16 protein-coding genes are annotated in these 20,516 nt (G+C 70.2%); 8 read left to right on the forward strand and 8 right to left on the reverse strand.

Annotated features, from left to right (window positions below; all coding sequences use genetic code 11):
• Positions 1 to 61: 61 nt before the first annotated feature.
• On the reverse strand, positions 62 to 1,060 hold the full coding sequence (locus IEX05_RS11240) for a metal ABC transporter solute-binding protein, Zn/Mn family (protein WP_188701922.1): 999 nt from the start codon (positions 1,058 to 1,060) through the stop codon (positions 62 to 64).
• A gap of 79 nt (positions 1,061 to 1,139) precedes the next feature.
• Complete coding sequence (locus IEX05_RS11245; protein ID WP_188701924.1) at positions 1,140 to 1,703, reverse strand: MarR family winged helix-turn-helix transcriptional regulator; 564 nt, start codon at positions 1,701 to 1,703, stop codon at positions 1,140 to 1,142.
• Positions 1,704 to 1,798: 95 nt separating this feature from the next.
• Between IEX05_RS11245 and IEX05_RS11250 the strand changes: the two genes are divergently transcribed.
• The 7 genes from IEX05_RS11250 (at position 1,799) to IEX05_RS11280 (ending at position 13,720) form a co-directional block, all read left to right on the forward strand.
• Positions 1,799 to 3,997, forward strand: coding sequence for an MMPL family transporter (locus tag IEX05_RS11250; protein WP_229661275.1), 2,199 nt, complete (start codon positions 1,799 to 1,801; stop codon positions 3,995 to 3,997).
• Between the two features lie 170 nt (positions 3,998 to 4,167).
• Positions 4,168 to 5,115, forward strand: coding sequence for an L-lactate dehydrogenase (locus IEX05_RS11255; protein WP_188701927.1), 948 nt, complete (start codon positions 4,168 to 4,170; stop codon positions 5,113 to 5,115).
• Between the two features lie 38 nt (positions 5,116 to 5,153).
• Positions 5,154 to 8,375 (forward strand): DEAD/DEAH box helicase, encoded by a 3,222-nt coding sequence (locus IEX05_RS11260; RefSeq protein ID WP_188701928.1) that lies wholly within the window; start codon positions 5,154 to 5,156, stop codon positions 8,373 to 8,375.
• Between the two features lie 171 nt (positions 8,376 to 8,546).
• Complete coding sequence (locus IEX05_RS11265; RefSeq protein WP_188701930.1) at positions 8,547 to 9,857, forward strand: ABC transporter substrate-binding protein; 1,311 nt, start codon at positions 8,547 to 8,549, stop codon at positions 9,855 to 9,857.
• An 8-nt stretch (positions 9,858 to 9,865) separates the two neighbouring features.
• Complete coding sequence (locus IEX05_RS11270) at positions 9,866 to 10,828, forward strand: carbohydrate ABC transporter permease (RefSeq protein ID WP_188701932.1); 963 nt, start codon at positions 9,866 to 9,868, stop codon at positions 10,826 to 10,828.
• A complete protein-coding gene (locus IEX05_RS11275) occupies positions 10,825 to 11,691 on the forward strand; it encodes a carbohydrate ABC transporter permease (RefSeq protein WP_188701934.1) in 867 nt (288 codons plus the stop codon). Before IEX05_RS11270 ends, IEX05_RS11275 begins: the two co-directional genes overlap by 4 nt.
• Positions 11,678 to 13,720 carry a GMC family oxidoreductase N-terminal domain-containing protein gene (locus IEX05_RS11280; protein ID WP_188701936.1) on the forward strand — a complete coding sequence of 681 codons (2,043 nt, stop codon included), beginning with the start codon at positions 11,678 to 11,680 and terminating at the stop codon, positions 13,718 to 13,720. The genes IEX05_RS11275 and IEX05_RS11280 overlap by 14 nt, the downstream gene beginning before the upstream one ends.
• 79 nt (positions 13,721 to 13,799) lie before the next feature.
• Here IEX05_RS11280 and IEX05_RS11285 read toward each other — a convergent pair whose 3' ends face one another.
• The 4 genes from IEX05_RS11285 to IEX05_RS11300 all read right to left on the reverse strand — a co-directional run bounded on the left by IEX05_RS11285 (position 13,800) and on the right by IEX05_RS11300 (position 18,395).
• On the reverse strand, positions 13,800 to 15,104 hold the full coding sequence (locus IEX05_RS11285; protein WP_188701938.1) for a dihydrolipoamide acetyltransferase family protein: 1,305 nt from the start codon (positions 15,102 to 15,104) through the stop codon (positions 13,800 to 13,802).
• 11 nt (positions 15,105 to 15,115) lie between these two features.
• Positions 15,116 to 16,096 carry an alpha-ketoacid dehydrogenase subunit beta gene (locus IEX05_RS11290; RefSeq protein ID WP_188701940.1) on the reverse strand — a complete coding sequence of 327 codons (981 nt, stop codon included), beginning with the start codon at positions 16,094 to 16,096 and terminating at the stop codon, positions 15,116 to 15,118.
• Positions 16,093 to 17,223, reverse strand: coding sequence for a thiamine pyrophosphate-dependent dehydrogenase E1 component subunit alpha (locus IEX05_RS11295; protein WP_373286303.1), 1,131 nt, complete (start codon positions 17,221 to 17,223; stop codon positions 16,093 to 16,095). Before IEX05_RS11295 ends, IEX05_RS11290 begins: the two co-directional genes overlap by 4 nt.
• A 107-nt stretch (positions 17,224 to 17,330) precedes the next feature.
• Positions 17,331 to 18,395, reverse strand: a complete 1,065-nt coding sequence (locus IEX05_RS11300) for a histidinol-phosphate transaminase (RefSeq protein ID WP_188701942.1) — start codon at positions 18,393 to 18,395, stop codon at positions 17,331 to 17,333.
• A 75-nt stretch (positions 18,396 to 18,470) separates the two neighbouring features.
• On the opposite strand from IEX05_RS11300, the gene IEX05_RS11305 reads away from it, so the two are divergent.
• A complete protein-coding gene (locus IEX05_RS11305) occupies positions 18,471 to 18,869 on the forward strand; it encodes a phage holin family protein (protein WP_188701943.1) in 399 nt (132 codons plus the stop codon).
• Here the strand turns inward: IEX05_RS11305 and IEX05_RS11310 are convergent.
• Together IEX05_RS11310 and IEX05_RS11315 are read right to left on the reverse strand one after the other, a co-directional pair.
• Entirely contained in the window at positions 18,835 to 20,205 is a 1,371-nt protein-coding gene (locus IEX05_RS11310) for a hypothetical protein (RefSeq protein ID WP_188701945.1), read from the reverse strand. The two genes, IEX05_RS11305 and IEX05_RS11310, sit on opposite strands and share 35 nt — an antisense overlap.
• Positions 20,202 to 20,459 carry a hypothetical protein gene (locus IEX05_RS11315; RefSeq protein WP_188701948.1) on the reverse strand — a complete coding sequence of 86 codons (258 nt, stop codon included), beginning with the start codon at positions 20,457 to 20,459 and terminating at the stop codon, positions 20,202 to 20,204. Before IEX05_RS11315 ends, IEX05_RS11310 begins: the two co-directional genes overlap by 4 nt.
• Positions 20,460 to 20,516 lie beyond the last annotated feature (57 nt).

Consider the following 20,516-nt stretch of genomic DNA (forward strand, 5'->3'; position numbering starts at 1 on the left):
GCGGGCACGCGAAAGCCGTGCGGAGCCGGCCCCATCCGGCCCCGCACGGCGGGTCTCGCGTCTAGCCGAGGGCGCCCGCGAGGGCCTCGGCGTTGTCGGTCATCCACCCGAAGTAGTCGGATCCGTCCGGGATCGTCTCGGTGAACTCGATGACGGGCACGCCCGCGTTCTCGGCGGCCTGGATGACGCGCTCGGTCTCGGATCCACCGGTCTGGGCGTTTGCGACGAGGACCGAGACCTCGCCGCCCTCGATCGCCTTGATCGCGCTGTTCAGGGTCGCGGGGGCCACGTCCTCACCGTGCTCGACCGCCTCCGCGAAGCCCTCCGTCGTGACGTCCGTCAGGCCGGCGGCCTCCGCGAAGTAGGCGCCGACGGGCTCGGTGAAGAAGACGGTCGCGCCCGCGTGCGCGTCCGAGATCGCCTCGAGTTCGCCCTCGAGCTCACCGATCCGGTCGAGGACGCCCTGCGCGCCGCTCTCGATCTCGTCGGCGGCGTCCGGGATCAGCTCGGTGAGCTCGTCGCGCAGCGCCTCGGTGAAGTGCTCGATCGTGTGCGGGTCGTACCAGACGTGCTCGTTGAAGCCCTCGATGTGGTCATGGCCGTCCTCGTCCGCGTGGTCGTGGGCGTGGTCGTGCTCCTCCTCGGCGTGGTCGTGGTCGCCCTCGGCCTCCGCTCCGGGGTAGGCGTGCGAGTACTCGACGACGCTCATCACGTGCTCGACCTCGGCGGTCGAGAGGAGGTCCTCCATGAAGTGGTCGTAGCCGCCGCCGTTCATGATCGCCAGATCGGCGTCCTGCACCGCGAGGCCATCGCGGGCCGTCGCCTCGTAGTCGTGCGGGTCGACCGATGCCGAGTCGATCACGGCGCCGACCGACGCCGCATCGCCGACGACCTGCCGCGCGATGTCGGCGTAGACGGTGGTCGAGGTGACGATCCGGAAGGCGCTGTCTCCGCCCGACGAGTCCCCCGTGGCGTCCGCATCGCTCGACGCGCATCCGGCAAGCAGGATCGCAGGCGCGGCGACGAGGGACAGGGCAAGCAGGGCACGGCGGTTTCGCATGGACCCACTGTACCTAAATGACAATCGTTATCAAAATCGGCGTTATCGAAACCGCGCGTTCGGGCCAGAGCCCGCCGGGTCAGTCCGCGCTCGCCCCGTCGGGCGTTTCGAGATCGGAGGCCATCTCGCGCAGGAAACGGATCACGATCTCGCGTTCGGCCGCATCGAGGCGCGCCGCGGCATGGAACCGCCGCGCCTGCTGCCGCCCCACGCTCTCCCGAGCGGCGCGGTGAGTCTCGGGCGTGATCGACACCGTCAGGGCGCGGCGGTCGGTGGGATGGGGAGCGCGCACGATGTGCGCCCCGCGCTCCAGGCGGTCCAGCAGCTTCGTCGTCGAGGCCGTCGAGATTCCGAGGTGCTGGGCGAGCTGACCGGGCGTGACGAGCTCGCCGCGGTACCCCGTCACGATGAGGAAGTGCAGCGCGCGCATGTCGGTCTCGTTGAGGCGCATGTAGCGCTGCGCGGCCTCGCTGAGGCGGCGCTCCGCCGCGCGCAGTTCACCCAGTGCGTTCATGAGCTCGCCGATCTGACGCAGCTCGTCCTCGCCGATCGACGAGCGGTCGATCAGCGACGCATCGGGGTCGTTCGACACGAGGTCGAACATCGATCGAGCGCCGGCCGAATCGGAGGGGTGGTCCTGCATTCGGGCATTCTAACCTCTTCAAGAATCACACTAAGTTGATTTCTCGCTTGTCTAGCAATAGGCTCGGACGCAACGTTCCAGAAGAGGAGGCCACCGTGTCACGTGTCCGCACCGTCCTGCGTGTCGTCATCCCGGCGCTGCTCATCGTCGCATGGCTCGCCGGCGCCTCCTTCGGAGGCCCGCTGTTCGGAAAGATCGACGAGGTCTCCTCCAACGACCAGACGGCGTATCTGCCCTCGTCAGCGGAGGCAACCGAGGTCCAGCAACGCCTCGACGAGTTCCGCGACTCCGACAAGATCCCCGCGATCGCCGTGTTCACCTCGGCGGACCCGATCGACGAGGAAGCGCAGGGCACGATCGGCGACGCGGTCGCGGCCGTGAGCGACGAGGCCTCCCCCGCCCTCCTCTCCGAAGACGGGCTCGCGATGCAGGTTTTCATCCCGCTCGATTCGCCCGACGAGGTTCCGGCGCTCGGAGATACCCTGCGCGCCGACGCGCCGGACGGCGTGACGGTGCAGATCACGGGCCCCGCCGGCTTCTCAGCAGACCTCAAGTCGGGCTTCGCGGGCATCGACGGCCTGCTCCTCGGCGTGGCGCTCGGCGCCGTCCTCGTGATCCTCGTGCTCGTGTATCGATCGGTGCTCCTCCCCGTCGTCGTCCTCGCGACGAGCCTGTTCGCACTGTGCGTCGCGCTGCTCGTGGTCTGGTGGCTCGCGAAGTGGGGCGTCCTGCTGCTGAGCGGCCAGACGCAGGGAATCCTCTTCATCCTCGTCATCGGCGCCGCCACCGACTACGCCCTGCTCTTCGTCTCGCGATTCCGCGAAGCGCTGCGGCACACGGACGATCGAGGCGCCGCGATCCGCACGGCGTGGAAGGGCTCGCTCGAGCCGATCCTCGCGTCCGGCGGCACGGTCATCGCGGGCCTGCTCTGCCTGCTCCTCAGCGACCTCAAGTCGAACAGCACGCTCGGACCGGTCGCCGCGATCGGCATCGCCTTTGCGATGCTCGCCGCGCTCACCCTCCTTCCCGCCCTGCTGTACGCATTCGGGCGGGCGGCGTTCTGGCCGCGCCGGCCAGAGCTCGTGCGCGAGCGGCCGCTGGAGAAAGCCGCGGCGGCGGATCCGAGCTCCGCTGCGGAGCACGCGTTGCGCAGGGACGCGACGTCGGGCGGCCGGATCCCCGCCGCGCGCCCCCTTCCCGCGCCGCGCGTGTCCGCGGATCCGCAACCCAGCGGACTGTGGGGACGCCTCGGATCCCTCATCTCGCGCCGCCCGCGGGTGATCTGGATCGCGACGACGCTCGTGCTCCTCGCGGGAGTTGCGGCCGTGCCCCAGCTAAAGGCAGACGGCGTGCCGCAGTCGGACCTCGTGCTCGGCGCCTCAGAGGCGCGAGACGGTCAGGCCGCGCTCGGCGAGCACTTCCCCGGCGGATCCGGCAGCCCCGCTTCGATCGTCGTGTCCGAGGACGCCTGGCAGGAGGCGGCGGACATCCTGCTCGCATCCGACGGCGTCTCCGACGTGTCGATCGCGGCGGCGGATTCACCGAGCGGAACCGCACCCGTGACCGAGGACGGCATCACCGGCTTCGGCGGGCCCGCACCCGAACCGACCGTGTCGGGCGGAGACGTGCTGCTGCAGGCAACCCTCGCTGACGCGGCCGACTCCGAGGCCGCCGCCGAAACGGTGCGCGAGCTCCGCGAGTCCTTGCACCCCACCGGCGCGATCGTCGGCGGCGTCACCGCGACCGCGATCGACACCAACGATGCCTCCATCCACGATCGCAACCTGATCATCCCCGTGGTGCTCGGCGTGATCCTCGTGATCCTCATGCTGCTGCTGCGCTCGATCCTCGCCCCGATCCTGCTGATCCTCACGACCGTGCTGTCGTTCGGCACCGCGATGGGCGTGTCCGCGCTCGTCTTCAACCACGTGCTCGGCTTCCCCGGCGCGGACCCGGCGGTGCCGCTCTACGGCTTCGTCTTCCTCGTCGCCCTCGGAATCGACTACAACATCTTCCTCATGACGCGCGTACGCGAGGAGTCGCTGGCGCACGGGACCCGGTCCGGCATCCTGCGGGGCCTGTCCGCGACCGGCGGGGTGATCACCTCCGCGGGCATCGTGCTCGCGGCGACCTTCGCGGCGCTCGGCGTGATCCCGATCCTGTTCCTCGCGCAGCTGGCCTTCATCGTCGCCTTCGGTGTGCTTCTCGACACCTTCGTGGTGCGCTCGCTGCTGGTCCCCGCGCTGGCGTACGACATCGGCCGGAAGGTGTGGTGGCCCGCGAAGATGCGGTGACGCGCGCGCTCGCCCGACCGGGGCGCATCCCCTGCGGACGCGCGGCCCGCCATGCGGAGATGACCCGGAAGTGCGGATCGAATCACCCCACGGATCCGCGCTTCCGGGTCATCTCCGCAGTTTCGGATCCTTCCCTCGCGCGTCGCGCCGGGGCATGCCACGATGAAGCCATGGCCGTCATCGAGAACGCGAAGGTAACCGTCGTCGGAGCGGGAGCGGTCGGATCCGCCACCGCATACGCCCTTCTGATCCGCGGGTCCGCCCGCGAGGTCGTCCTCTACGACATCGACGCGGCGCGGGCGGAGGCCGAGGCCCTCGATCTCGCCCACGGCGCCATGTTCACCGGCGCGAGCGAGGTCGTGGGCACGAGCGACGTCGGCCGCACGGCGGGATCGCACGTCATCGTCGTCACCGCCGGTGCCGCGCAGCGCCCCGGCCAGACGCGCCTCGAGCTTGTCGAGACGAACGCCCGCATCATGGCCTCCCTCATCCCGAACCTCCTCGAGGCGTCGCCGCGCGCGATCCTGATCATCGTGACCAATCCCTGCGACGTGCTCGCCACCCTCGCCGTCGAGCAGACGGGCGCGGATCCGGCGCGCGTTTTCGCGTCGGGTTGCGTGCTCGATACCTCGCGCCTGCGGCTCGCGCTCGCGCACCGCGCGGGCGTGGATCCGCGCTCGGTGCACGCGCACATCATCGGCGAGCACGGAGACTCCGAGTTCCCGCTCTGGTCGAGCGCGCGCATCGGGCCGCTCCCCGTCGCCGAATGGGATGCCTCGTTCACCCCGGCCGAGCTCGACGCCATCGCGACCGAGGTGCGCACGGCCGCCTACAAGATCATCGAGGGCAAGGGCGCGACGAACTACGCCATCGGCCTGTCGTCGACCCGCATCGTCGAGGCGGTTCTGCGCGATGAGCGCGCGATCCTGCCCGTCTCGACGGTGCTCTCCGGCACGCTCGGCGTCGACGGCATCGCGCTGTCGCTCCCGTCGATCGTCGGATCAGACGGCGCCGTGCCGCTCGACCGGATCCAGCTCTCGGACAGCGAGCAGGAGCTGCTCGCCCGCTCGGCGGCGACGCTCGCGGAGACAGCGGCCTCGGTGCGCGCACTGCTGTAGCGCCTTCGTTTGTCAGACGACCTCTCTAGGGTCGTTGCATGACCTCCATTCGGCTCACCGAGGCGCTCGTCGACTCCCTCTTCACGGAGGAGGATGCGGGTGACGGCCGGGCGATCCTGTCGAGCCTGCCCGTGCGGGTCCTTCGGGCGGAGACGGGTCGCGAGTTCTCGGCGGCCCTCGTGAGCGTCGGCTCGTTGAACATCGAGATCGAGATGGACGACGCGGGCCGGGTGAACACCTGGTGCACGCACGATTCGCGCGCCCTGTGCGCCCACGCCGCCGCGGCGCTCTATGCCCTCGCCGAGTCCGAGCGACCGTCCGGTGTCGGCGGCGTCGGCCGCGCGCCCCGGGCCGCACGCCAGGACGAGCCCTGGGAGCGCGCGCTCCGCGGGCTCCTCACGCCGCGCACCGACCTCGACGACGCGGATCCGCCGGGCGCGCTCGCGCTCCTCTTCGCGGTGCGCCCGCCGGGGCCGGGCGACCCCGCGGGCGCGGGCGTCGCGATCCGCCCGGCCGTCCGCGGTTCCCGCGGATCCGCGGGCAGCTGGGTGCGCAGCGGCATCGGCTGGCGCGAGATCGCCGCCTCGCAGAACCCGGATCCGCGCTGGCGCGCGCTCGCGGACGTCGTCGGGCTCCACGAGGGGCGGCACAACTTCGCGGCGTCCGGCGAGCGGATCCGCGCCCGGAACGGCAGCTTCGATCCGGGCTGGGGCCTCCGCGACTGGATCCGCCTGGATGCGACGCCCTCGCCCGGGTTGTGGGACGCGCTGCTCGCGGCGCACGACGCGGGCGTCGAGTTCGTGGCCGACGATGCACGACAGACCGACGTCGGGGTCGAGCAGGCCGTCCGCGAGGCGATCGTCGACCTCCGGTACGTCGGAGAGAGGTTGTGGGTCGAGGCGGGGCTGAGCGATCTCGGCGCCGACGCCGCCCTGCTGCCGATCGGGGCGCCGACGACCGCCATGGCCGTCCTCGCGGGCGATCGGATCGACACGATCCTCCCCCTCGCGCGCCCGGCGACGAGCGAGTGGGACGCGCTGTTCGTGAAGGGGCATCTGTCGATCCCGGCGACGCGCATCGCCGATTTCGCGAACGACTACCTGCCGGGCCTGCGCGAGATCGCGCCGCTCGCGTCGAGCGACGGCAGCTTCGCCGTCCCGGCCGCACCGCGCCCCGAGCTCGTGCTCGTCCTCTCGAACGCCGGCCCCGTCGCCCGCCTGTACTGGGAATGGGAGTACCCGCACGGCGCGCGCCGCGACCGCGCCGCCGAGCGATCGCTGATCCAGGACGTCGAGCGCGCCGCCGGCCGCTGGGCCGCCCTGCTGCGCCGCCGACGCAGCGACCCCATCTTCCCCGCGATCGACCTCGACGGCGACCAGACGGTCGAGTTCCTCGCCCACGTGTTGCCGGGGCTGCGAGACGTCGAGGGGCTGCGCATCGAGGCGCACGACGAGGTTCCGGCCCTCGAGTTCGCGACCGAGGCGCCCGAGATCCGCTTCGGTGTGAGCCCCTCGGGCGAGGACTGGTTCGAGCTCGACATCGTCGTGACGATCCAGGGCGAGCCGGTCTCCTCCAGCGAGCTCATCCGCGCCCTCTCCCGCGGCCAGACCTACTTCCGGCTGCTGAGCGGCACGGTGTTTCCGCTCACCGACGAGCGCTTCGCGCGGCTCCGAGACGTCCTCACGGAGGCGAAGGCTCTCCGCGACGAGCCCTCGGGGAACCCGTCGATCCCGCGCACCCAGTTCGACCTCTGGTACGAGCTCGCCGAGATCGGCATCCTCGACGCGCAGCACGCCGCGTGGCTCGACTCGATGCGCGCGCTCGGCGACGACGCGGCCGGCCTCGTCGCCCCGCCCGCCACCTTCCGCGCAACACTGCGCGACTACCAGCACGCCGGATACAGCTGGCTCGACTTCCTGCGCCGCAACCGGCTCGGTGGCATCCTCGCCGACGACATGGGCCTCGGCAAGACCGTGCAGATCCTGGCGGCGCTCGACCGGGCGAGGATCGACGAGCCCGATGCCCGTTTCCTCGTCGTCACCCCCACGAGCGTCGTCGGTCATTGGCTTTCCGAGGCGGCGCGCTTCGCCCCGGAGCTCGCGACCGTCGGGCTCACGACGACGAGCGCGAAGCGCGGCTCGAGCGTCGCCGAGGCCGCCGCGGGCGCGCGGCTCATCGTCACGAGCTACGCGATTTTGCGGCTCGACGCCGAGCAGTTCCGCGCCCTCGGCGTGCGCGTTCTCGTTCTCGACGAGGCGCAGAACGTCAAGAACTCCGCCTCGAAGGGCTACGCCGCCGCGAAGCTCATCGGATCCCCGACGGTGTTCGCCGTCAGCGGCACCCCGCTCGAGAACAACCTCATGGAGCTGTACGCGCTCGCCTCGCTCGTCGCCCCCGGCCTGCTCGGCACGCGCGAGTCCTTCCGCGAGCAGTTCGCGAAGGCGATCAGCAAGGACTCGAACGCGCACCGGCTCGCGCTGTTGCGGAAGCGGATCCGCCCGTTCCTCCTGCGGCGCACGAAGGAGGAGGTCGCACCCGAGCTCCCGCCCAAGACCGTGCAGGTGCTCGAGATCCCCCTGCACCCCACCCACCTGCGCGCCTACGAACGGCGCTTCCGTCGCGAACAGCAGAAGCTGCTCGGCCTGCTCGACGACGTGAAGAAGAACCAGATCCAGATCCTCGCCTCGCTCACAAGGCTGCGCCGCGAGGCGCTGGATCCCGCGTTCGGCGACGCCGCCGAGGTACCAGGCGTGAGCTCCGCGAAGCTCGTGGCGCTCGCCGATCTCCTCGACGAGATCACGGCCGACGGCCACCGCGCCCTCGTGTTCAGCCAGTTCACCGACTTCCTCGGCCGCGCCGCCGAGGTCGCGGAGAAGAAGGGGCTGCGCTTCTCCTACCTCGACGGTTCCACGACCGCCGCCCAGCGCTCGCGCATGGTCGAGCGCTTCACGAACGGCGAGGATCCGGCCTTCTTCATCTCGCTGAAGGCCGGCGGCACGGGGCTCAACCTCACGGCCGCCGACTATGTGATCCTGCTCGACCCGTGGTGGAACCCCGCCGCCGAGGAACAGGCAATCGACCGCGCCCACCGCATCGGGCAGGACAAGCCGGTCATGGTCTACCGGCTCATCTCGGCCGGCACGATCGAGCAGAAGGTCCGCGAGCTGCAGGAGAAGAAGCGCCGGCTCTTCGACGACGTCCTGGGCGGCGACGTCACCTCGCTCCTGACGAGCGACGATTACCGGGCCCTCGTCGACTGATATCTCCGTCACGGTCCGGTCACCTCTCACCGCAATCGTTGACGGTCGCAACAATGTCGGCTAGACAGAAAGCGCCTCTCAATGCTGAGCGGCGCCCTGCGGCGATGCATTTCGCCACGGTTCAACGACGAACGACGGTCGGAAGGACCCGGCCGGTGGGAAGGAAGCAGCATGTCTTCGAATACTTTCAGCTCGGGGTTCTCCCGGCGTGGGTTCCTCTCGCTCGCGGGCGGCGTCGCCGCGGCGGCGGTGCTGGTCGCGTGCTCGTCCGACGGGGGTTCGGGCGGCGGGAGCGGCGGCGGAAATACGCTCAAGTTCTGGAACATGCCGTGGGGCACGCCCGAGTTCACGAGCCTCGATAAGCAGATCGCCGAGGCCTGGAAGCCCACCTCGGGCGATTGGAAGGTCGAGAAGCAGGAGATCCAGTGGGCGAACTTCACCCAGACGTTCTCCTCCGCCGTGGCCAGCGGTACGGGCCCCGCGATCTCGTCCGGCGGCGGCACGCAGGCCTTCCTCTTCGAGTCGCAGGGCAAGATCGCCTACGCCGATGCCCTCATCGAGAAGTGGAAGTCGAACGGCCTCTACGACGACTTCCTCCCCGGCCTCTTCGACGCGATGAAGGTCGAGGGCGGCTACGCGGCCATCCCCTACAACCTCGACATGCGCGTGCTGTGGATGAACAAGGCCCTGCTCGAGAAGGCCGGGGCCGACGTGCCAACCGACTGGGACAGCTACCTCGCCACGTCCGAGAAGCTCAAGAAGATCGGCGCCTACTCCTTCGGCGTCGGCGCGGGCGCGGGTTCCTTCACGGGCAGCCACATCCTCACGAGCTTCATGTTCAACAACGGCGGCGGTATCTTCAACGAGAACCAGGAGCCCGACCTCCTCACGGATCGGAACATCGAGGCGATGGAATTCGTTCTCGAGATGGTCGAGAAGGGCTACGTCGACCCGGGCACCGTCAGCTACACCGCCGACAACGTGGACGACCAGTGGCGCGCGAGGACCTTCGGGATGGGCTGGAGCACCTCCGGTCAGGCGGCCAACGTCGGCGGCGACGTGCAGGCCGAGATGGAGGTCATCAGCCCCCTCACGGGCCCGCACGGTGACAAGGGTGCGATCTACTTCCCGAACAACATCATGATGTACACGGACTCGCCCGATCAGGCCGCGACGGAAGACTTCGCGACGTACTACTACCAGAACATGGCGCCGCTGTGGAAGCAGCACACCGGCATCGGTCTGCCACCGCTGAAGTCGATCGCCGAGACGCCCGAGTTCCGCGAAGACCCGAACGCCGTCAAGATCATCGACGAGTGGCAGCCCATCGCTCAGACGTGGGGCGGCAAGTCGCTGTTCCTCGACGTCACCAAGGTCGACGGCACGCCGGCCATGAACAACTTCACACAGTCGATCTACTCCGGTGCCACCGATGCGAAGACGGCGCTCGAGAGCCTGCAGTCCGCGCTCGAGGCGGCATAAGGCACACGATGACTTCCACTCCCGTTTCGGAGTCGATCAGCCGCGCCCGGCGCGGCGTCGGCGTCGGCGGTTCCGGGCGTCCGGCCCGGGACGCGCGACGCGGCATCGCGCCGGGCCGCGCCCGCACGCTCACGCTGCTGGTCCTCCCCTCCATCGTTCTCGTCCTCCTCCTCAACGCCTATCCGGTCATCTACGCGGGCGTGCAGTCGATGCGCAACGGCGACCTGATCGCCGCCGGCGACTTCATTGGCTTCGACAACTACGTCCAGGTGTTGTCGGATCCGGGCTTCTGGAAATCCGCGCGCTTCACGGTGATCTTCTCGCTCGTGGGCGTCTTCGGCAGCTGGGCCGTGGGCCTCGGCATCGCCCTGCTGCTGCGCGGCAAGGTGCCGGGCGGCGGCATCATGAAGGTGCTGCTCCTCCTGCCGTGGGTCGTCCCGACGGTCGTGTCGGCGACCTCGTGGAACTGGCTCGTCGCGACCCCGCAGAGTCCGCTCCCCGTGATCGCGAAGGCGCTCGGCTTCGAGCAGGTCCTGTTCCTCGCCAACCCGCTATCGGCGCAGATCATTGTCTGCATCTTCAAGGTGTGGATCAGCTTCCCGTTCATGATGATGATGATGAGCGCCGCCCTGGCATCCGTCGACACCAACGTGTACGAGGCGGCGCGCGTGGACGGCGCGTCGAGGTGGCAGCAGTTCCGCCACATGACGTTGCCGCTCACGGCCCGCTCGACCTACATCAGCTGGATCCTCATGACGATCTTCTGCGTCAACGACTTCCCGACGATCTTCCTGCTCACGCAGGGCGGCCCGGTCGGCGCGACCCAGTCGCTCGTCGTGAAGGCATACCAGACGGTGTTCCTCGAGTACCGCACCGGTCCCGGTGTCGCGATCGCGTTCCTCATGACGCTCGTGCTCGTGATCATCTCGGTGGTGCTGTTCAAGCGCGTGCAGAAGGCGGCGATCGAATGACTGCAACACAGACCCTCACGGTTCCCGCGTCGAGGCGGCGCAGAAGCGGCACGAGCGATGAGATGCGCGGACGCTGGTGGAAGTTCACCGGCCTGCTGCTCATCACGCTCATCGTCATCGTGCCGATCGCGGCCGTCGTGTACCTGTCGCTCCAACCAGGACTCGGCAGCCAGGCGTCGACCGTCACCCTCGAGAACTACGCGAACATCTTCTCGCAGACGAACGTGCTCCCGTGGCTCCGCAACAGCCTCACCGTCACACTGTCGACCGTCGTCGTGGCCGTCGCGGTCGCGGCGCCCGCGGGCTATGTGCTCTCCCGCGGCCGCGGCAAGCTCGTCTCGGGTTACTCGCTGCTACTGTTCGTCATCCAGTCGCTGCCGGTCGTCACGGCGGTCATCCCGCTGTTCATCCTCTTCGCGAAGATGAACCTCGTCGACAACCTGGTGGGCCTCACGATCATCTACGTCGGCTCGACGATGTCGGTCGCGATCTGGATGATGGCGGCCTACTACGACTCGATCCCGATCGCGCTCGAGGAGGCGGCATGGATCGATGGGGCGAGCCTCTTCGGCGGATTCCTGCGGATCGTCCTGCGCAACTCGCTCCCCGGCATCCTCTCGACGGCGATCTTCTCGTTCCTGCTCGCCTGGAACGACTATCTCGTCGTGCTCGTGTTCATCCGTTCGGATTCGAGCTTCACCCTCTCGGTCGGTCTCCAGACGTTCTTCCAGCAGAACGCGACCAACTGGGGCCTCGTCATGGCGGTCGCCGTCATCGCGATGCTGCCGCCGGTGCTGCTCTTCGCCTTCCTGAACAAGTACTTCAGCGTCGGCGGCATCGGCGGGTCCCTTGCGGGCCGCTGAGGCCGCGCTGCGCGCAGCCGTCGACCGGATCATCCCGGCCGACGGCTGGCGCGCGGGCTGGGACGGCGGCGTCGGCGCGTATCTCGCGGATCCGATCGCGCGGCGCGACCTCGCGGGCGCGCTCTCGAGGCTCGACGCGTTCGCGATGTGGCTCGAACGGCGCGGCTTCGCGGATCTGCCCGAGGCGGCGCAGGACGAGGTCCTGCGCGAGGCCGACGAGGATCCGGCCGTCTCGGCCGACTTCGCCGCCCTGCGGCGGGTCTGCTGGGAGGGCTACTACGCGCTCCGTCCGCAGCTCGAACCCGAGGGCATCCGCATGGTCGGGTACCGCGCCGTCCCGGACGGAGTCGTGCCCGTCGAGCCCGCCCCGCTCCCCGATATCGGATCCTCGCGCGTCGCGCCGAGCTACGACGCGATCGTGATCGGCGCCGGTCCGGGAGGCGGATCCGCGGCGCGCGTGCTCGCCGCCGCGGGCAGGAGCGTGCTCGTCGTGGAGCGCGCGCCCGCGCGGACGAACGCGGAGCTGCGGGGCGATCATCTGCACGGCAAGCGCAACGCGCTCTACTGGCCGACGGTCGGGCCGGGCCCCGGTCATCCCCGCGAGCTGCGGGACGAGGGCGACGGATCCCTGCTGGTGGACGGCACGGGAGACGCGGGGCCATACGGGCTCAACGCCGATGTCCTCGGCGGCGGCACGCGCGTGTGGCAGGGCATGGCGTGGCGCTTCCTGCCCGAGGACTTCCGCATGGCGACGACGTACGGGGTGCCGGAGGGCTCCAGCCTCGCCGACTGGCCCGTCGACTACGACGAGATGGAGCCGTTCTACTCGCGGGCCGAGTGGGAGCTCGGCGTCTCGGGCGAGGAGGGCGCGCTCACGCGCCGCACCCGCCGCACCCGCGGCTACCCCATGCCGGCCATGGGATCCGAACCCGCCCGCGAGCTTCTCGCCGCGAGCGCGGAGAAGCTCGGCTGGGGGTGGGGCCCGATCCCGCTGTCGATCAACTCCGTGCCGCACGATGGCCGCCCGGCCTGCGTGCGCTGCCCGCAGTGCGTCGGCCACGCGTGCCCCGTGAACGCGAAGAACGGCGCCCACAACACGCTCCTCGCCCGCGCCGTCGCCGACGGGGCGCAGGTCTTGCAGGACGCCGAGGCGATCGAGGTGCGCGACGGATCCGGAGCGGCCGAGGTGGTCCTCATGGTCGATGCCTCGACGGATCACCCCCGCGAGGTGACGGTGCGCGCCGAGGTGGTCGTTGTCTCGGCCGGGGCGGTCGAGACGCCGCGCCTGCTGCTCGCGAGCGGCCTCGGCAACGAGTGGCTGGGCCAGGGGCTGCACGACCACCGCTTCACGACGGTCTTCGGCGACGTGGCCGAGCCCGTGAAGCCGTTCATCGGCCCCGGGCACTCCGTCGCAACGCTCGATCACGTGCACGGATCGACGATCGGCTACGGCGGCGGAGTGCTCGTCGACATCATGGGCTTCCTGCCGCTGACGTCGGCGGGCGCTCCCGCGCCGGGCGTTCCGCCGTGGGGCGCGGGCCACAAGGAGTGGATGAGGGTCGGCCGCGCACACCTGTTCGGGGTGTTCGGCATGGGTCAGGAGATCCCGGCGATCGGATCCGCCGTCGGCCTCTCGGATCGCGCCCGCGACCGCTGGGGACGCCCCGGCGCGAGCCTGCGCAAGCTCTCGCACCCGATCTCCTACGACATCGAGCGGGGCATGGGCGAGCAGGGCGCCCTGTGGCTCGAAGCGGCGGGTGCGAGCAACGTGCGCGTGCAGGCTACGGGCGGCCGGACCCGCGCAACGGTCTCGGCGGCGGGCGAGCACTCGTGCGGCACGGCGCGGATGGCCGCCTCCCCCGCCGCCGGCGCCACGGATCCGGAGGGCCGACTCTACGGCGCGAAGCGCGTCGTCGTGTGCGACTCGTCGCTGCACCCGACTAACGGGTCCGTGAACCCCACGCTCACGATCGTGGCCAACAGCCTGCGCGTGGCGACGAGACTCACCGAGCGCTGGCCGACCCCCTAAACACCCCCCTTGGAACGACACTTTTGCGGGGTCGCGAGTACTCGCGACCCCGCAAAAGTGTCATATGAACGGGTTTGGGTCAGTCGAGGAGGAGGGCGGGCTCCTCGAGGACCGCGGCGACGTCCGCGACGAAGCGGCTGATCTTGTCGCCGTCGACGATGCGGTGGTCGAAGGATCCCGACACCGTCGTCACCCAGGCGGGGCGCACCTCGCCGTCGACGACCCACGGCTTCTGCCGGATGGCGCCCATCGCGATGATGGCGGCCTCACCGGGGTTGAGGATCGGCGTGCCCGCGTCCATCCCGAAGACACCGATGTTGGTGATCGTGATGGTGCCGCCCGCGAGGTCGGAGGGCTGCGTCTTCCCGTCGCGGGCCGTGAAGGTCAGGTCCTGCAGGGCGCTCGCAAGCTCGCGGATCGAGAGGTCCTGCGCGTCCTTGATGTTCGGCACGAGGAGGCCACGGGGCGTAGCCGCCGCGATGCCGAGGTTGACGTAGTTGCGCAGCTGGATCTCGGCGCCGTCCTCGGTTTCGATCCAGGTCGAGTTGATCTCGGGGGTGCGCTGGGCGGCCCAGATCACGGCGCGCGCGTAGACGAGCAGCGGCGAGATCTTGATGTCGGCGAACTGCGGCTGCTTCTTCAGCCGCGCGACGAACTCCATCGTGCGGGTCGCGTCGACGTCCGTCCAGACCGACACGTGCGGGGCCGTATAGGCGGACCCGACCATCGCGTTCGCGGTCGCCTTGCGCACGCCCTTGACGGGCACGGCGTCGTAGCGCGGATCGACGTTGGCGGGACGCGCGGGGACGGTGCGCTCGCGCTCGGTCGGCCAGGCGGGGGTCGACAGGTTGCGGAACACGGAGGCCTGGTCGGCGTGCCGCACGACGTCGTCGCGCGTGACCTCGCCCGCGGGGCCGGTGCCCGTCACCTCGGTGAGGTTCACGCCCAGGTCGCGCGCCAGCTTGCGCACCGGCGGCTTCGTGATGACCCCGATGGAGCTCGTGAGCACCTTCTCGTGCGTCTTCGGCGCGCGCCGGGTCTTCTCCTCGCCGCCGTTGCCGTAGCCGACGAGCACGGAGGTGTCGCTCGTGTCGGCGGGCGCCTCGGGCGTCGCTCCGCCCTCGGCGACCGGCGCCGGATCCGAGGATCCTTCGGCATCGACGGTGAGGATCGCGGCCCCGACGTCGACCGTGTCGCCCTCGCTCACGAGCAGCTCCCGCACGACGCCCGCATAGGGCGAGGGCAGCTCGACGATGCTCTTCGCCGTTTCGATGTCGGCGATCGTGTCGTTGACCTTGATCGTGTCGCCCGGCTTCACGCGCCATTCGACGAGCTCGGCCTCGGTCAGCCCCTCGCCCACATCGGGAAGGTGGAACGTCTGCATGGCGGATCCTCTCAGTACGCGAACGCGCGGTCGACGGCCTCGAGCACGCGGTCGGCGTCGGGCAGGTACGTGCCCTCAAGTTTGGCAGGCGGGAACGGCGTATCGAAGCCCGTCACGCGCATGATGGGCGCCTCGAGCGAGTAGAACGCGCGCTCGGCGACGGTCGCGGCGATCTCGCCGCCGATGCTGGTGTTGCCGGGCGCTTCCTGGGCCCACACCATGCGCCCCGTCTGCCGCACCGACTCGACGATCGGGTCGTAGTCGATGGGCGACAGCGAGCGGATGTCGATGACCTCGCAGCTGCGCCCCTCGCCCTCGGCGATCGCCGCGGCCTGCAGCAGCACCGACACCATGGCGCCGTGCCCGACGAGGGTCACGTCGGTGCCCTTGCGCACGACGCGGCTCGCGTGCAGCGGGGCCCCGCGTCGCTCCGTGTCGACCTCGCCCTTCTGCCAGTAACGGCTCTTCGGCTCCATGAAGATCACGGGATCGTTCGAGGCGATCGCGTCCTGGATCATCCAGTACGCGTCGTTCGGCGTCGACGGGCTCACCACGCGCAGGCCCGAGGTGTGCGTGAAGTACGCCTCCGGGCTCTCCTGGTGGTGCTCGACCGCGCCGATGTGCCCGCCGTAGGGAATGCGGATCACGACGGGCATCTGCAGCGCGCCCTCGTGGCGGTTGGTGAGCTTCGCCAGCTGCGTCGTGATCTGGTCGAACGCCGGGAACACGAAGCCGTCGAACTGGATCTCCACGACGGGGCGGAAGCCTGCCATCGCCAGGCCGATCGCCGTGCCCACCAGGCCGGACTCGGCGAGCGGGGTGTCGAGCACTCGGTCTTCGCCGAAGTCGCGCTGCAGGTGCTCCGTGACGCGGAAGACGCCGCCGAGCTTGCCGATGTCCTCACCCATGAGCAGGACGCGGCCGTCCTCCTCCATCGCGCGCCGGAGGCCGGCGTTCATCGCCCGAACGAAGGGCATCGTCTCGAGCGTCATGCGGCGTCTCCTTCGAACGAGGCCTCGTATTCGGCCAGCCAGGCCGCCTGCTGCTCGACGAGCGCGTGCGGCTCCGAATACACGTGGGCGAACATGCTCGCCGGATCCGGGTTCGGCAGCGTCGCGACGCGCTCGCGGGCGTCGGCGGCGAGCGCCTCGCCCTCCGCGTCGACGTCGGCGAAGAAGGCCTCGCTCGCGCCGCGCCCGAGCAGGAACGCGCGCATCCGCGCGATCGGGTCGCGGCGAGCCCACGATTCCTCTTCCTCGCGGGTGCGGTACTTCGTCGGGTCGTCGCTCGTGGTGTGCGCGCCCATGCGGTAGGTGACGGCCTCGATCGCACGCGGACCGCCGCCCGCGCGCGCCTCCTCCAGGTACATGCGGCTCGCGGCATACGACGCGAGCACGTCGTTGCCGTCGATGCGCATCGTGGGGATTCCGTAACCGGCGGAGCGGTTCGCGAGCGGCCCGGTGGCCTGCGTCTTCACCGGCACCGAGATCGCCCACTGGTTGTTCTGCAGGAAGAACAGCTGCGGGGTGTTATAGCTCGCGGCGAACACCATCGCCTCGTGCACGTCGCCCTCGCTCGCGGAACCGTCGCCGTAGTAGACGACAACCGCCTCGTCCTTGTCCGGGTTGCCGGTCGCCGTGCGGCCGTCGAAGTTCAGGCCCATGGCGAAACCGGTCGCGTGCAGCGTCTGCGTGCCCAGTACGAGGGTGTATAGGCGGGTGTTGCCGTTCTTCGGGTCGGTCGGGTCCCACCCGCCGTGGGTCGTGCCGCGCATCAGCGCGAGGATCGCCACGGGGTCGACGCCGCGGATCTTCGCGACGACGTGCTCGCGGTAGGACGGGAAGAGCGTGTCCTGCGGGCGCGCCGCGCGGGCGGATCCGACCTGCGCGGCCTCCTGGCCGAGCGACGGCGGCCACAGGGCCAGCTGCCCCTGTCGCTGCAGCATCGTCGCCTGCTGGTCGAAGGCGCGGATGACCGCCATGTCGCGGTAGAGCTGCTCGAGCATCGCGTCGTCGAGCGAATCGACGATCTCGCGCAGCGGCTCCGCCTCGGGAGTGGGCGCGAACGAGCCGTCGGGCTCGAGGAAGCGCACGAGAGGTGTTTCTGACGAGGTCACGATCCCACGCTATGCCGAATCGCGTATGTGCGGGCCGTGACGCGCTCGACAACGCTTCGGGCAATCTGGTTGTGGTTTCCTACATCGCCCGCCCCGAGGACTTCCGCGGGCTAGGGCGCGATCGCCCGAGCAACGGCGAGCACCCGCTCGAGCGATTCCTCCTCGCCGACCGAGATGCGAACGCCGTCCGGGAAGGGGCGCACGATGAGCCCGGCGGCCTCGAAGGCCTCCGTCACCGCGGAGGAGGCGGTGGGCAGCCACACGAAGTTGCTCTGCGCATCCGGCACATCCCAGCCCGCGTCGCGAAGGCCCGCGACGAGACGTTCGCGGCGCGCGACGAGTTCGGCGACGCGGGCGCGCAGCTCCGGCTCGCGCTCGAGGCTCGCGAGCGCGGCGTCCTCGGCCTGGGCCGTGACGGAGAGAGGGATCTGGGTCGCCCGCGCGGCGTCCAGCACGCGCCGGTGGCCGATCGCGTAGCCGACGCGGAGCGCCGCGAGCCCATAGGCCTTCGAGAAGGTGCGCAGCACGACGACGTTCGGGTGCGCCTCGAAGACGCGCTCGCCGAGGCCGTCCACGGCGTCGTCCGCCGTGACGAATTCGGCATAGGCCTCGTCGAGCAGGAGCAGCACCTCTCGCGGCACCCGCTCCACGAACGCGGCGAACTCCGCGGAGGTCACGATCGGCCCCGTCGGGTTGTTGGGCGTGCAGACGACGACGACGCGGGTCTTGTCGGTGACCGCGGCCGCCAGCGCGTCGAGGTCGTGCCGCCCGTCGGCGAGGTTCGGCACCTGCACGCCCGTCGCGCCCGCGACGAGCACGAGCCCGGGGTATGCCTCGAACGAGCGCCACGGGTACACGACCTCGTCGCCGTGCCCGGCCGCCGCCTGGATGAACGCCGCGATCAGCGCGACGCTTCCGGCGCCGACGAGTACCTCGTCCGCGTCGACGCCGTAGCGCTCGCCGAGCGCCGCCCGCAGGCGGCCCGCCGTCGCGTCGGGATAGCGGTTGAGGTTGACGCTCGACCGAACCGCCTCGACCACGCCCGGCAGGGGCCCGAAGGGGTTCTCGTTGCTCGAGAGCTTGAAGCCGTCGGGGGCCGCCGGCTTGCCCTGCTTGTACGGCGGCAGGGCCGCGATCTCGGGGCGGACTCGGGGCAGAACGGGTTCGGTCGTCACGCAACGATCCTATTGCGGCCTGACAGGTGGCTCCGAACGGACGCTTTCCGCCGCAAAGAATGTGAGAATCACGGCATGGGTTTCATCGTGCGTTCGGTCGTCAACGGCTTCGCCCTCTGGGTGCTGTCGCTGATCCACCTGCTCCAGGTCTCGATCACGCCGTTCTCGCCGGGCCGCGACCTGCAGCTCGTCCTGACGCTCGTCGCCCTCGGCGCGCTGTTCGGCCTGGTCAACTCGATCATCGGCACCGTCATCAAGATCGTCGCCTTCCCGCTGTTCGTCCTGACCCTCGGCCTCGTCTCGCTGCTGATGAACGGCATCCTGCTGATGATCACCGCGTGGATCACGAGCGGCTGGGGCTGGGGTCTCGACGTCGGCGCGTTCTGGCCGGGCGTACTCGCGGGCATCCTGCTCAGCCTCATCAACTGGGTCTTCGGCATCATCCTTCGTCCGCAGAAGAAGCGCCGCCGTTGAGCCTGCCGAGCGGTTCGTCCGGCACCTCGTAGGAGAAGCTCTCGACGAGCGTCGCCCGCGACAGCTCCTCGAAATAGGCACGCACCTCGTCGCCGCGCGAATCCCCCGATTCCTCGAAGATCCGCGCGGTATCGGCATAGGCGCTCACGCGGTGGGCGTTCACGCTCCACTTCTCGAGGCCGCGGGCGGTGTCGTCGAAGGTGCGCGTGACGAGCAGGCTGTCGTCGTCGCCGAGCCGCATCGGCGAACCGCCGTCACTCAGCGCCGCCACGGGGTCGTCGTCGTGGGCGAGCGTCAGCGACGTCACCTCATCGCCCATCGGAACATGCAGGGGCGCCCCGATCGTGGTGACCCGCTGCACGTCGAAGTCGCTGTCGGTCGCGAGTCGCTGCGCCAGCATGCTCCCCTGCGAGAAGCCGTTCACGTCGACGACGGATCCCGCCCCGGCGCCCGCGCGCTCGAGCGCCTCGAGCACGAAGTCGTACCCCGCCGAGTGCGGCTCGCCGACGTAGAGGCCGACGTTGTTCGACCACGAGAACGGGTCTCTCGTCTGCCACGGCATTTCGCGCGACCCGCTGAGGTAGGCGACGAACTTCTCGGAGCCATCGGCCAAGCGGTACTTCTCGATCCGCACGCGGGCGCGGTCCGAGAGGTCGGTGCTCTCGCCGCTCGGGATCCGCATGAGCGACGCCGCCAGAGTCGGCGGCGCACCGCGTTCCCGCACCCGCGTGACGTCCATCGGCACGAAGCGGTTCGAGGTCCCGGGAACCCGCCCGGCCCGCGCGGCGACCCGCGCCGGTACGCCGAGCGATCCGCGCCCGAGCCCCGTGCGCGTGCGGGCACGCACGAGCTGGCTGACGAAGACCGCCATCACGAGGCCGGCGTGCGCGCCCGATTCCGCCCAGTTGTCGACGAGCTCGGAGCCCGTGAGGCTGTGCCACGCGCGCCACAGGTGATCGGCCATCTCACGGGATTCGGGGTACGGGAGGTACAGGCTGTCCATGCTGCGCGCGATCGCGGGATCCCCCGCGCCGCCCATCGCCTCAAGGGTGCGCAACTCGACGAGCTCGTACGTGTCGGCCGCGAGCCTCAGCCCGCGGGCGAGTGCCGAGGCCTCCTCGTGCAGCGCGCGGCAGTCCTCGAAGACGCCGATGCCGCACGGCCACATGCCATGCAGTTCCGGGATCGGGGTGTCGCGCTGCAGCGCGTCGGCGGCGCTCACCTCGGCCATCGCCGACGAGGCGTGAAACGCCGCCTTCTCGATGCGGGTGGCGACCAGCCTCAGCTCGTCGGGATCCACCGCGACGACCGCGCCCTGCGTCACGTCGATGCTCATCGTTCCGCCAGATAGTTGCCGATCGCGAGGAGGGTGTCGGCGGCGATGTCGCACCGGTTCGCGAGGCCCTCCGAGCCCGCGACGACCTCGTCGGCGCGGGCAGCGAACTGCTCCGCCGCGCGCGAACGCCACTGCATCTGCCCCTCGGCCTCGAGCAGCACCCCGCGCGCGGCCCGCACGTCGATCGCCGCGCGATACATGTGATCCCTCGCCTGCCACGCGACGCGGGCGAGCTCGAAATGGTTCGTCGTCATGCCCGCCAGCTTGCCGCGCGCCCGCCCGCCGCGGAGCGCGTTTCGGCGGATCCGTGG

The organism is Microbacterium nanhaiense, assembly GCF_014646015.1.
Classification (GTDB): domain Bacteria; phylum Actinomycetota; class Actinomycetes; order Actinomycetales; family Microbacteriaceae; genus Microbacterium; species Microbacterium nanhaiense.

Excerpts from the sequence above, each read along its gene's own strand:
- IEX05_RS11240 (WP_188701922.1), bottom strand. The coding sequence starts at position 1,060 with ATGCGAAACCGCCGTGCCCTGCTTGCCCTGTCCCTCGTCGCCGCGCCT.
- IEX05_RS11245 (WP_188701924.1), bottom strand. The coding sequence starts at position 1,703 with ATGCAGGACCACCCCTCCGATTCGGCCGGCGCTCGATCGATGTTCGAC.
- IEX05_RS11255 (WP_188701927.1), top strand. The coding sequence starts at position 4,168 with ATGGCCGTCATCGAGAACGCGAAGGTAACCGTCGTCGGAGCGGGAGCG.
- IEX05_RS11260 (WP_188701928.1), top strand. The coding sequence starts at position 5,154 with ATGACCTCCATTCGGCTCACCGAGGCGCTCGTCGACTCCCTCTTCACG.
- IEX05_RS11265 (WP_188701930.1), top strand. The coding sequence starts at position 8,547 with ATGTCTTCGAATACTTTCAGCTCGGGGTTCTCCCGGCGTGGGTTCCTC.
- IEX05_RS11270 (WP_188701932.1), top strand. The coding sequence starts at position 9,866 with ATGACTTCCACTCCCGTTTCGGAGTCGATCAGCCGCGCCCGGCGCGGC.
- IEX05_RS11275 (WP_188701934.1), top strand. The coding sequence starts at position 10,825 with ATGACTGCAACACAGACCCTCACGGTTCCCGCGTCGAGGCGGCGCAGA.
- IEX05_RS11285 (WP_188701938.1), bottom strand. The coding sequence starts at position 15,104 with ATGCAGACGTTCCACCTTCCCGATGTGGGCGAGGGGCTGACCGAGGCC.
- IEX05_RS11290 (WP_188701940.1), bottom strand. The coding sequence starts at position 16,096 with ATGACGCTCGAGACGATGCCCTTCGTTCGGGCGATGAACGCCGGCCTC.
- IEX05_RS11305 (WP_188701943.1), top strand. The coding sequence starts at position 18,471 with ATGGGTTTCATCGTGCGTTCGGTCGTCAACGGCTTCGCCCTCTGGGTG.
- IEX05_RS11310 (WP_188701945.1), bottom strand. The coding sequence starts at position 20,205 with ATGAGCATCGACGTGACGCAGGGCGCGGTCGTCGCGGTGGATCCCGAC.
- IEX05_RS11315 (WP_188701948.1), bottom strand. The coding sequence starts at position 20,459 with ATGACGACGAACCATTTCGAGCTCGCCCGCGTCGCGTGGCAGGCGAGG.